At 62.8% G+C, this 11,517-nt stretch carries 8 protein-coding genes; 3 read left to right on the top strand and 5 right to left on the bottom strand.

The window, feature by feature from the left end; genetic code table 11:
* Nucleotides 1–350 precede the first annotated feature (350 nt).
* Nucleotides 351–2,522: a malate synthase G gene (locus X726_RS140455; RefSeq protein ID WP_023673177.1), complete on the top strand. Its 2,172-nt coding sequence runs from the start codon at nucleotides 351–353 to the stop codon at nucleotides 2,520–2,522.
* Between the two features lie 328 nt (nucleotides 2,523–2,850).
* Here the strand turns inward: X726_RS140455 and X726_RS140450 are convergent, their stop codons facing one another.
* Both X726_RS140450 and X726_RS140445 read right to left on the bottom strand, forming a co-directional pair.
* Entirely contained in the window at nucleotides 2,851–4,383 is a 1,533-nt protein-coding gene (locus tag X726_RS140450) for a YifB family Mg chelatase-like AAA ATPase (RefSeq protein WP_023673178.1), read from the bottom strand.
* Nucleotides 4,384–4,630: 247 nt separating this feature from the next.
* Complete coding sequence (locus X726_RS140445; protein WP_156940723.1) at nucleotides 4,631–5,695, bottom strand: glycosyltransferase; 1,065 nt, start codon at nucleotides 5,693–5,695, stop codon at nucleotides 4,631–4,633.
* A 184-nt stretch (nucleotides 5,696–5,879) separates the two neighbouring features.
* On the opposite strand from X726_RS140445, the gene X726_RS0136575 reads away from it, so the two are divergent.
* Nucleotides 5,880–6,953, top strand: a complete 1,074-nt coding sequence (locus tag X726_RS0136575) for a glycosyltransferase family A protein (protein ID WP_023673180.1) — start codon at nucleotides 5,880–5,882, stop codon at nucleotides 6,951–6,953.
* Nucleotides 6,954–7,045: 92 nt separating this feature from the next.
* Here X726_RS0136575 and gshB read toward each other — a convergent pair whose 3' ends face one another.
* From gshB to X726_RS140430, 3 genes are all read right to left on the bottom strand, one after another.
* Entirely contained in the window at nucleotides 7,046–7,999 is a 954-nt protein-coding gene (gshB, locus tag X726_RS140440; RefSeq protein ID WP_023673181.1) for a glutathione synthase, read from the bottom strand.
* A gap of 134 nt (nucleotides 8,000–8,133) precedes the next feature.
* On the bottom strand, nucleotides 8,134–8,508 hold the full coding sequence (locus X726_RS140435; RefSeq protein ID WP_023673182.1) for a GtrA family protein: 375 nt from the start codon (nucleotides 8,506–8,508) through the stop codon (nucleotides 8,134–8,136).
* Between the two features lie 4 nt (nucleotides 8,509–8,512).
* The gene (locus X726_RS140430; RefSeq protein ID WP_023673183.1) at nucleotides 8,513–9,517 is read right to left on the bottom strand and encodes a glycosyltransferase; all 1,005 of its coding nucleotides are present in this window, start codon (nucleotides 9,515–9,517) and stop codon (nucleotides 8,513–8,515) included.
* 127 nt (nucleotides 9,518–9,644) lie between these two features.
* On the opposite strand from X726_RS140430, the gene X726_RS140425 reads away from it, so the two are divergent.
* Nucleotides 9,645–11,441, top strand: a complete 1,797-nt coding sequence (locus X726_RS140425; RefSeq protein ID WP_245272174.1) for a GtrA family protein — start codon at nucleotides 9,645–9,647, stop codon at nucleotides 11,439–11,441.
* Nucleotides 11,442–11,517 lie beyond the last annotated feature (76 nt).

An 11,517-nucleotide genomic window follows, 5' to 3' on the forward strand; every position in this document is an offset into this window, starting at 1 on the left:
AATCTCCGTGCCTTGCGATATCGCTGGCGTGAGCCACCACGAAAGCGCAAGTTTCAGTCCATGCCAAAGCTATCTTAGCGCCTATGCCCTTGAGGGGGAGATGGCCGGCAGGCCAGAGGGGGGCGCTGTCCCGCCGACCTCTCATCGACGCTCAACCCCGCGACTCGGCCTGTTTCGATCGGTCATGGAAAGGTTTGCGTTCCTTCGCGCCCCCCTCTGCCCTTCCGGACATCTCCCCCACGAGGGGAGAGATCAGCAGCTTCAAATTCCCCGCCTTCACCCTAAGCTGAATTGACCCTTCACCCCTGACATGCCAAAGGCCGCAAAGCCTTTCATCTGGAGAAGCCCTGATGACCGATCGCGTCGAGATCGCCGGATTGCGGATTGCCCGCGAACTGCATGACTTTGTCGGCGAAGCGCTGCCGGGTACCGGCATTGCCGCCGACGCCTTCTGGAACGGCTTTTCGGCTATCGTCCATGATCTCGCGCCGAAGAACCGGGCGTTGTTGGCCAAACGCGACGCCATGCAGGAACAGATCGACGCCTGGCACCGCGCCAATGGCGCGCCCATCGATATGGAGACCTACAAAAGCTTCTTGCGTGAGATCGGCTATCTCGTGCCCGAAGGGCCGGCCTTTTCCGTGTCGACCGACAATGTCGACCCCGAGATCGCCACCGTTGCCGGGCCGCAGCTGGTGGTGCCGGTGATGAATGCGCGTTATGCGATCAACGCCGCCAATGCCCGCTGGGGCTCGCTCTACGATGCGCTCTACGGCACCGACGCCATTGCCGAGACCGGTGGCGCCGAGAAGGGTAAAAGCTTCAACCCCGTGCGCGGCGCCAAGGTGGTTGCCTGGGCGAAGAGTTTTCTGGACGAGTCCGTGCCGCTCACCTCGGGCAAATGGGCCGGCGTGAACGGGCTGACGGTTTCGGGTGGCACCTTGCGGCTCGGCGCCGGCGCCGGCGGCACCACACTGGCCAACCCGAAACAATTTGCCGGCTACCGCGGCGACGGCGCCAACCCGGAAGCCATCCTGCTGGTCCAGAACGGCCTGCACATCGAGATCCTCATCGACCGCACCAACCAGATCGGCCGCACCGACCCGGCCGGCATTGCCGACGTGATCCTGGAATCGGCGCTGACCACCATCCAGGACTGCGAGGATTCGGTCGCGGCGGTGGATGCCGAGGACAAGGTCATCGTCTACCGCAACTGGCTCGGCCTGATGAAGGGCGATCTGGCGGAGGAAATCAGCAAGGGCGGCAAAACCTTCACGCGCAAGCTCAATCCGGACCGCGCCTGGACCGCGCCCAGTGGTGGCGCGCTGAGCTTGCCTGGCCGCTCGCTGATGCTGGTGCGAAACGTCGGTCACCTCATGACCAATCCGGCCATCCTCGACCGCGATGGCAACGAGGTGCCGGAAGGCATCTTGGATGCGGCGATGACGGCGCTGATCGCGCTGCACGATGTCGGCGCCAACGGGCGTCGGATGAATTCCCGCGCGGGCTCGATGTATGTGGTGAAGCCGAAGATGCATGGGCCGGAGGAAGTCGCCTTCGCAGTCGAGATTTTCGACCGCGTCGAAGCGCTGCTCGGTATGGCGGCAAACACCATCAAGATGGGCATCATGGACGAGGAGCGGCGCACCACCGTCAACCTCAAGGAGGCGATCCGCGCCGCCAAGGAACGCGTCGTGTTCATCAACACCGGCTTCCTCGACCGCACCGGCGACGAGATCCACACCTCGATGGAAGCCGGGCCGATGATCCGCAAGGGCGACATGAAGCAGGCCGCCTGGATCTCCGCCTATGAGGCGTGGAATGTCGATATCGGGCTCGAATGCGGGCTCGCCGGTCATGCCCAGATCGGCAAGGGCATGTGGGCGATGCCCGATCTGATGGCGGCGATGCTGGAACAGAAGATCGCGCATCCCAAGGCCGGCGCCAGCACCGCCTGGGTGCCGTCGCCGACGGCGGCGACGTTGCACGCCACGCACTATCACAAGGTCGATGTCCATGCCGTCCAGGCGGCGCTCAAGAGCCGGCCGAAGGCGAAGCTCGATGATATATTGTCGGTGCCGGTGGCGGTGCGGCCGAACTGGACCCCCGACGAGATCCAGCGCGAACTCGACAACAATGCGCAAGGTATTCTTGGCTATGTCGTGCGCTGGATCGACCAGGGCGTCGGCTGCTCGAAAGTGCCCGACATCAACGATGTCGGCCTGATGGAAGACCGCGCCACGCTGCGCATCTCCTCGCAGCACATCGCCAACTGGCTGCACCACAAGGTGTGCTCGCAGATCCAGGTGATGGATTCGCTGCGGCGCATGGCAGCGATCGTCGACCTCCAAAATGTCGGCGACCCGCTCTACCGCCCGATGGCCACCGATTTCGACAATTCCATCGCCTTCCACGCCGCCTGCGACCTGGTGTTTAGAGGCCGCGAACAGCCGAATGGCTATACGGAACCGGTGCTGCACGCACGGCGGCTGGAGCTGAAGGCGAAAGAGCGGGCGAATTAGCGCCTGCATTTCCCTCCCCCTTGAGGGGAGGGTGGCCCGAAGGGCCGGGGGGGGTCCTGCGTGAAGTGCGGCGACTCCCTTCGNCGGCGGCTGGAGCTGAAGGCGAAAGAGCGGGCGAATTAGCGCCTGCATTTCCCTCCCCCTTGAGGGGAGGGTGGCCCGAAGGGCCGGGTGGGGTCCTGCGTGAAGTGCGGCGACTCCCTTCGGACGACACTACAAGCAATGTCATTGCAGAGGCCCTTTCTCGGCTCGGCTCCAAAAAGATCGACCATTCTTCGGCGACCCCCACCCTGCCGCTTCGGGGCCACCTTCCCCTCAAGGAGGAGCGTTACGCCGCCTGCGCCACCCGCTCCGACATCATGCGGTAGGAAATCGCCTCGGCCAGGTGAATGCGGCCGACGGTTTCTCTCGCTTCGAGATCGGCCAGCGTGCGCGCCACTTTCAGCACCCGATGATAGGCGCGCGCGGAAAAGCCGAGCTTTTCGCTGGCGTCCTTCAACAGAGACAGGCCGGCGGCATCCGGCATCGCGATGTCCTCGATAACAGAAGGCGAGCAATGCGCGTTGGTGGTCGCGCTGGTCACGCCGAGCCGCTCGAACCGTTCGCGCTGGATGGTGCGGGCGCGCGCGACGCGCTGCGCAACGGCGGCACTTTTCTCCGCCCGATCCGGCCGGATCAGATCGGCGGCCGAGACAGCCGGTACCTCGATCCTGAGGTCGATGCGGTCGAGCAGCGGGCCTGAGATGCGCGCCTGGTAGTCGGTGCGGCAGCGTTCACCGCGCAGGCAGCGATAGCCGGGCTCGCCGGCCATGCCGCAACGGCACGGGTTCATCGCCGCCACCAGCTGGATGCGCGCTGGATAGGTGACGCGGTGGTTGGCGCGCGCGATCATGCAGTCGCCGGTCTCCAGCGGTTGGCGCAGCGCATCCAAGGTCTGCGGCGTGAATTCGGGAAACTCGTCGAGGAACAGCACGCCGTTGTGGGCAAGCGATACTTCGCCCGGCCGCGCCCTGATGCCGCCGCCGACCATTGCCGCCATCGAAGCCGAATGGTGCGGGGCGCGGAACGGCCGCCGGTCGGTGAGCTTGCCTTCGCCGAGCTCGCCGGCCACCGAGGCGATCATCGAGACTTCAAGAAGTTCCTTGGGCGCCAGTGGCGGCAGAATTGAGGGCAGCCTCTGCGCCAGCATCGATTTTCCCGAGCCGGGAGGCCCGACCATCAACAGATTGTGGCCGCCGGCCGCCGCCACTTCCAGCGCCCGCTTGGCGCTTTCCTGGCCCTTGATGTCTGAAAGGTCGGGCAGGTCGCGGGCCGAGACATGGATGCCGGGCTCGGGCCGCGACAGCACCTGCGTGCCGCGAAAATGATTGGCGATGGCAATCAGGCTGCGCGGCGCCAATATGTCGAAATCCTTGCCCGCCCAGGCCGCTTCCGGCCCGCAGCCGAACGGGCAGATCAGGCCTTTTCCCTCGGCATTGGCACCGATCGCCGCCGGCAGCGCACCGGCGACCGCGGCAATGGTGCCGTCGAGCGACAATTCTCCGAGCACGACATAGGAGGCCAGCATGTCGCCCGGAATGGCGCCGAGTGCAGCCATCAGGCCGAGCGCGATCGGCAGGTCGTAATGGCTCCCTTCCTTGGGCAGGTCGGCAGGCGCCAGGTTGACCGTCACCTTCTTCGACGGCATCGACAGCCCCGACGCATGCAGCGCCGCCTGCACGCGCTCGCGGCTTTCGGCCACCGCCTTGTCGGCCAGCCCAACGATCTGCATGCCGACCTTGCCCGGCGCGATCATCACCTGGACATCGACCGGCACGGCCTCGATGCCCTGGAAAGCCACCGTGCGAACCCGCGCCACCATCTTGCTCTGCCCCCGGATATCGGCTCGCCTCGGCCTTGTGGTTCAGACCGCGAGCGACGTCAGGACAAGACAACCATAGATTTTAGGCCAAGGCAAGAACATTACAGGAACATGCATTCGTGGTGGTTGCAGCGCGCTGTGCCGGTTGCAAAAACGGAAGATGGTTAAGCAATGGAACGGCTGCTCCGCCTCCTCGACCGCGTTAACAAGGCGACTAGGCCCTTCGGCAATCTGAGGCTGTTGCTTTCTAAGCGGTGATGAAGGCATCGACCGAACCTGAAAGCGATCGATCGATCGCGACCTGCGGTGGAAGCCACTCCATGACAGGATATCGGAAAGGCCAAGGCAGGGCGATCCGGCGCGAAGAGCCGCTCTCCAGAAAAATCTCGTTTACAAGGTCTATGAACCGCCCGCGGTCTCGTTCGATTCGTTTCAAAGTTTGCGAACGAATGTAATCCCGGGGAATTCGTCGCTCCTTCAGCGCTAAGACAGCCTCCGCGATGGATCGAGGATCGGGTGGAACTGTGAGCGAATAGTCGTCATCCAGATAAAGGTCTCGGCCGCCATGGTTCGGCGTCGTGACCACTGGAAGCCCCGCGAGAAGATATTCCGTGCTGGCGAACATTGGTCCTTCCAGGTGAGAGAGACAGATTCCCACGGCTGCACGATTTAGATGCGTGTTCACCTGAGCCGGTGCCAATCGGACCGGCTTGCCGGTGCCGTCAAACTCGTTGATAAAGACGTGATGCGGCGCGAGCTCCCTATGCCGATTTATTCGCGCTCTTTCCGACTCCGTCGTGGAGGATCCGCTTGAATCTCGATAGAAGACAAATGCGCAACGCTGGATGCCAAGCGACAAGTCATGGCGCTTCCACGGAGCCAGCTGCGCATTGTAGATTGCATCAAATTCTACAGGGACGTCATCGAGAGGCCTGAATATGTGTTCGGAGGTTGTTGACGTCTTGTTGTGCAGGACGGCGGCCTCGCCGGACTGGTTCAACAGATCAGCCTCTGCCTGAGTGTTGGATAGGAAGATTAGCGCGTGACGGGGGTTCTTGAGTCTATGCAGAACGGCATAGGTCCGGATGGTTTTGACGCTAGCACTGTTTTCGATGGACCAGGTTGGCGAGATGAGAAACCAGGCGCGGTGGCCGCGTGGAAGAAAAGGCATATGACTTGCTAATCCGAGCGGCGTACCGGACATTCCCGAATAGGATATGAACGGATCGTCCGACAGCATACTGGCCTGAAGAGCAGGTTGCGACTTCGCGGAAGGGTGCCCTTTTCTGAGTTTGTGGCCATGACGCAGCATGGCTCTGACAATCTCGAATTTGGTAGGAGGGTGATACCCGTGCTGTAGGGTCAACATGCGGCAATTGCGATCTTGAGTGCGGAGAAAAACTCGCTTCGACAGAGAGAAATTTGGCAAAGAAACATCGCCATTTGACCGACGGAATATCTCAGGCGATCAAATCTGGTGTACGGAGAAGCGCCTCTTGAAAGAAAACATCGTCCCAAGCGGGGCTGGTTCTCACATCGCGCTACCAACCGTATCCGTTTGCGTAGGCTGTTTCAATCAAGAGGCATTCATCGACACTGCGATCCGATCCGTAGCGGCGCAGACATACACTGCGTTCGAGTGCGTGGTGGTCGATGATTTTTCGACTGACGGTTCCCGCCGAAGGATTGAAGAGTGTCTGTCCCAGCTTGGCGACAGTCGTTTCCGCTTTCTGCCCCGACTGCAAAATGGCGGGCAGTTGACAGCAATGATGACCGGGCTTGACGCGACAGCCGGGCCCCTGATCTCCTTTCTTGACGGTGACGATGCTTGGCATCCTGACTTCATAGAATGCCATGTGAGAGCGCATCTCAGCCAAACCCGTATCGCGGCAATGTCGAGCTCCGATGAGGTGGTGATAGATACGGCCGGCAACCTGCTTGCGGGCGGTCATCCCGTATTCCACCTGAACGACCCGCGATCGATGCCGAAAATGAGCGGCTACCTGCATGTCGACACCGAAGCTGACCCGACATTATTATTTATTGATCGGGGTACCGTGGGTTGGTTTTGGTCAACCACATCGGGGATGATGTTTCGTCGAGCTCCGCTTGAAATCATGCGTCCATCCGATCCGGACGAAATAAAGATATGTGCCGATGGTTATATGGCTCGTGCCGCCCATATGATCGGCGGAACCGTGAGGATTGGGCGGGCTCTTGGCAGTTATCGGCTTCACGGCGGCAATGGCTGGGCGGACGGGCGCATCCTGGGTACCGGAGTTGGCCTCGGCAGGATGTCGCCTGATACTGAAATAGCGATACGGCGGGCACTGGCCAATCGTTGGTGCGAAGTGGCGCCGGGACTGGCGCATTTAATCTCCCGCCACTCAATGCGCAGGACCTTGGTCGACCTGATCGGACTGTCTGCGGCTTTTGCATTGCTGGAAAAGAACTCCGATGCGGGTTTTCTGCTGAAAGACTGGGCAACACCACAGCGAAAATTGCAGACCAGACTTATCGGTCTCCTTCCTCCGAAACTGAGGCCTCGGCGCTTCCGGGACATAGTTTGATTTGATGAGCCGCTTGCTCGGCAGTCTTACCCGATAAAGAGCATCTTTCGATGCTTCTCTGGACCCACCAAAGTCCTCCGTAGCAACGCACACTACGCGGCCAAATTCCGCCGCTTCGCCTCTACCGCGTCCCAGAACAGGCTGGCGATATCCGCGCCACCAAAGCGTTGCACTTCGCGCACGCCGGTTGGCGAGGTCACGTTGATCTCGGTCATGTAGTCGCCGATCACGTCGATGCCGACCAGGATGAAGCCGCGCTCTTTCAGCGACGGGCCGATGCGGGCGCAAATCTCGCGTTCGCGCTCCGTCAGCTCAGTCTTTTCGGCGCGGCCGCCGACATGCATGTTGGAGCGAGAATCGTGGTCGGCCGGCACGCGGTTGATGGCGCCGACCGCCTCGCCGTCGATCAGGATGATGCGCTTGTCGCCCTTGCGCACATCCTTCAGATAGCGCTGGACGATATACGGCTCGCGTGACAGCTGGGCGAACATTTCGAGCAGTGAGGCGAGGTTGCGATCGTCTTCCTTGAGATGGAAGATGCCGGCGCCGCCATTGCCATAGAGCGGCTTGACGATGATGTCGCCGAATTCCTTGCGGAAGGCCGCGACCTCCTGGGGATCCTTGGTGATCAGCGTTTCGGGCATCAGATCGGGGAATTCGGTGACGAAGATCTTTTCCGGGCTGTTGCGCACCCAGGCCGGGTCGTTGACGACCAATGTCTTCGGGTGAATGCGCTCCAGAATATGCGTGGTGGTGATGTAATTCATGTCGAAGGGCGGATCCTGGCGCAGCAGGATCACATCCATCTCCGACAGGTCGGTGCGCACCTTGTCGCCCAGCGTATAATGATTGCCCTTCTCGTCGCGGAGCTTCATCTCTTCGATGCGGGCAAACACCTTGCCGCCCAGCATCGACAGCCGGTCGGGCGTGTAGTGGAACAATTGGTGGCCGCGCCGCTGCGCCTCCAGCGACAGCGCAAAGGACGTGTCGCCGGCGATCGAGACGGTGGAGACATGGTCCATCTGGACGGCGATCTTCAGGGTCATCTTCTGGTCTCCAGCGGGTCGAGCAAGTCCAGGAAAAGTGCGTAGTGGTTTTCCGTCCGGAATTGCGGCAAGGCAAGTCGCCGATATACGGAACTTGGCGGCTTCTGCCAATCGCGCTTGCTTGGCCCAGACCTTTACCGGTCGAAGACCAGCCGGGAGTAACCGAGGAAGGACAGCGCCATGGCGACCAGCGAGGCGACGGCAAGTGCCGCCAGCGGCGGCATTGCCGGCAGCGCGAACAGGATGGCGCAGTAGACGAGATAGTTGACAATGCTGGTGGCGATGCCGACGCCGCCATAGCGCGCGCCCTCCTGCGCCACGCCGCGGCTCGACGGCGAAAAGGTCAGGTGCCGGTTGATCTGCCAGGTGACGCACAGCGCAAAGCCGATCGACAGGACACGGGCGACGAAGGGACCGAGCGGCGTCACCGCCAAGAACAGCCAGAGCACCGCGGCATCGGCGACGAAACCAACGCCGCCGGCCAGGACGAAGCGGGCGAGCCGGCTCACGGCCTCAGGCGGCCCGGGGCGTCTTGCCCGGTTCGGCCTTCGCTGTTTCGCTCGTGCGTTCGCGCCGTTCGACCCGGCCCGACGGGACGGAGAGATAGAAAATGCGCTTCTGCTCGGCGCGTCCGCGCGATACCGAATCGAGGATCAGTCCGGTCACCATCGCAAGCATCGACAAGAGCAGCAGGCCGACCGACAGCACCCAGGTCGGCATGCGCGGCACGAGGCCGGTCTGGGCGAATTCGATCAGCACCGGCGTCATCAGGGTAAGGCTCGATGCCAGGAAGAAAATGGCGAAGGCGCCGAAGAAGCGCAGCGGCTGCGTCTCCTTCATCAGCATGGCGAACATCCACAGGATCCTGGCGCCGTCGCGATAGGTCGACAGCTTCGACGACGATCCCTCAGGCCGGCGGCCATAATCGAGCGCGATCTCGCTCACCGGCAGTTTCAGCTGCGAGGCATGCACCGACATTTCGGTCTCGATCTCGAAGCCGCCGGAAACGGCGGGAAAGCTCTTGACGAAGCGCCTCGAGAAGACGCGGTAGCCGGAGAAGATGTCGGTGAAGTCGGCGCCGAACAGCCGCTTGTAGAGGCTATTGAAGATGCGGTTGCCGAAGGCATGGCCGGAACGGCCGGCATCGTCGGTGACGCCGCGCCTGGTGCCTACCACCATGTCGCAGCGCTCGGTCTGCAGGATGTTGATCAGCAGCGAGGCATCTTCCGGCGCATAGGTGCCGTCGCCATCGGCCATCAGATAGATGTCCGCATCGATGTCGGCGAACATGCGCCGCACGACATTGCCCTTGCCCTGGCGCGGCTCGCGGACGACGATGGCGCCCGCTGCGCGGGCCTTTAATGCCGTCAGGTCGCGCGAATTGTTGTCATAGACATAGATGTCGGCCGATGGCAGCGTCTCGCGAAAGCGCCGCACCACCTCGGCGATGGTCAGTTCCTCATTGTAGCAAGGCAGGAGCACGGCAATGGCCGGCTCGTGGCGGACTTCGTGCGGCATTTCCGTCTCCCGACACCCGGCGGAGCCTCCGGCCGCGCTCATATGCGGACTCGCTCAGGCGACTTTACTATTTATTGAAGCTGTTAAGGCTAGGTTTAAGGCCGCAGTCTTTCCGACGAAGGTCATGATGATGAACGCAGCCAAGGCGGGTGCTTCCTCCTGGAAGTCCGATATGTCGCTGGCGCTGCTTGCCATGCTGGTGGTGCTGGCCGTCAATGCCGCCACGGGCTTTCGCGAATTGAGCAATGCCGGCGGCGACAATGACAGCCTGCTGCGGCTGGTCGAGGTTCGCGACATGCTGGCCGGCCAGGGCTGGTTCGACCTGCATCAGTACAGGATGGGGCCGGAAGGCGGTTTCGTCATGCACTGGTCGCGGCTGGTCGACGCACCGCTCGCCGCCATCATCCTCGCCGCCTCGGCGCTGACCGGCAGCATGGCCATGGCCGAAGTGATCGCACAGGTGCTGTGGCCGTCGCTGCTGTTTTGCCTGGCGGTGTTTTTTACAGCCCGTGCGGCACGCAGCTTCGCCGGCGTCGGCGCCGTGCTGCCCGCTATCGTCATCGGCGCGGCGGCGCTGCATTTCATCGGCATTTTCTTGCCGGGTGCGCTCGATCATCACAATGTCCAGCTGACGCTGACCATGGCCAGCCTCAGCCTGCTGCTCGAGGCGCCGGCGCGTCGCTGGGCGGCGCTGATTTCCGGGCTGTGCGCGGCCCTGACGCTGGCCGTCGGCATGGAAACCGCGCCCTATGTCGCCACCATCGGCGCCTGCATCGCTTTGCTGTTCGTCGTCGATCCCGGCGGCGAACGCCGGATCGCCAGGGATTTCGGTCTCGGCTTTGCCGGCGTTTCAGCCCTGGTCTTCGTCAGCACCATCCCGCCATCGGCCTGGGGCCAGGCGCAGTGCGATGCCTTCTCGGCCGTACAATTCGTCGTCGCGGCAATCGCCGGACTGGGCCTTGCCGCCGTGACGTCGCTCAAGGTGTCCAACGGCACGGCCGGACGCCGCCTGATTTCGCTCGGCCTGCTCGCGCTTGTGCTGGGCGCCGTTGTCGCGGCGCTGTTTCCGCAATGCCTTGCGGCTCCCTACGCAAACCTCGATCCGCGCCTCAAGGAATTGTGGCTCGATCACATTGACGAGGCGCAGTCGCTGTTCAGTATTGCCGCCAGCGAGCCGGCCTCGCTGGCGGCGCGCTATGTCACGCCGCTGGTGGCGATCGCGCTGATGGCGCTTCGCCTGCGCGGACCATGGCGCCGCCAGGACAGCCTCGTCGGCGCCTTGCTGGTCGGCGCCTTCATCGTCAGCGCCTGGCAGGTCCGCGGCTCGACATTCTCGATCGCCTTTGCCGTCATCCCGCTGTCGGCCTGGATCGCAAGCTGGCGCGAACGGGCGAGGATCAGCCCTGCGCGCAGCGTATCGCTGCGCATGGCGGTGGTCTGGGTGGTGTCGGTGAATGCCGTCTGGGCCGGCGCTGCCGCCGCGACGTCGAGCGTGTTCGAGGCCAACAAGGTCTCGGTCGAGGCACAGGACACCGACAGCGATCCGTCCTGCGAGCGCAAGGCCTCCTTCGCGGCGTTGGCCCGGCTGCCGGACACCACGGTGCTTGCCATTTCCAATCTCGGCTCGCCCATCCTGGCCTATTCCGGGCACCGCGTCTTTGCCGGCCCCTATCATCGCAACATCGCCGGCGACCTGCTTGCGCTCGATGCCTTCCTCGGATCGGCGGACCAGGCGAGGATGATCGCGGCGGCTCACCACGTCGGCCTGATGGCGCTCTGCCGCGGCAGCGCCGAAAGCAAGATGCTTGCCGCCAAGGCGCCGCAAGGCTTCCTGGCCAGGCTGATGCAGGGAAGCGTCCCCGATTGGCTCGAACCGGTGGCCGAAACGCGCGGAACCCCGGTCGAACTCTACCGCGTCCGCTAAAGCATCATTCGCCAGCGAAAAATCGATTTCGCGATACGCTTCCTAAACGCTTTGCTGCCAGTCTCAGCCTAAATTT

Origin of the sequence: Mesorhizobium sp. LSJC285A00 (assembly GCF_000503155.1) — a bacterium.
GTDB lineage: Bacteria > Pseudomonadota > Alphaproteobacteria > Rhizobiales > Rhizobiaceae > Mesorhizobium.

Bases quoted from the DNA above. Each gene is read 5' to 3' on its own strand.
- X726_RS140430 (WP_023673183.1), bottom strand. From the start codon at position 9,517: ATGCCGCACGAAGTCCGCCACGAGCCGGCCATTGCCGTGCTCCTGCCT.
- gshB (WP_023673181.1), bottom strand. From the start codon at position 7,999: ATGACCCTGAAGATCGCCGTCCAGATGGACCATGTCTCCACCGTCTCG.
- X726_RS140455 (WP_023673177.1), top strand. From the start codon at position 351: ATGACCGATCGCGTCGAGATCGCCGGATTGCGGATTGCCCGCGAACTG.
- X726_RS140425 (WP_245272174.1), top strand. From the start codon at position 9,645: ATGATGAACGCAGCCAAGGCGGGTGCTTCCTCCTGGAAGTCCGATATG.
- X726_RS140450 (WP_023673178.1), bottom strand. From the start codon at position 4,383: ATGGTGGCGCGGGTTCGCACGGTGGCTTTCCAGGGCATCGAGGCCGTG.
- X726_RS140445 (WP_156940723.1), bottom strand. From the start codon at position 5,695: ATGCTGCGTCATGGCCACAAACTCAGAAAAGGGCACCCTTCCGCGAAG.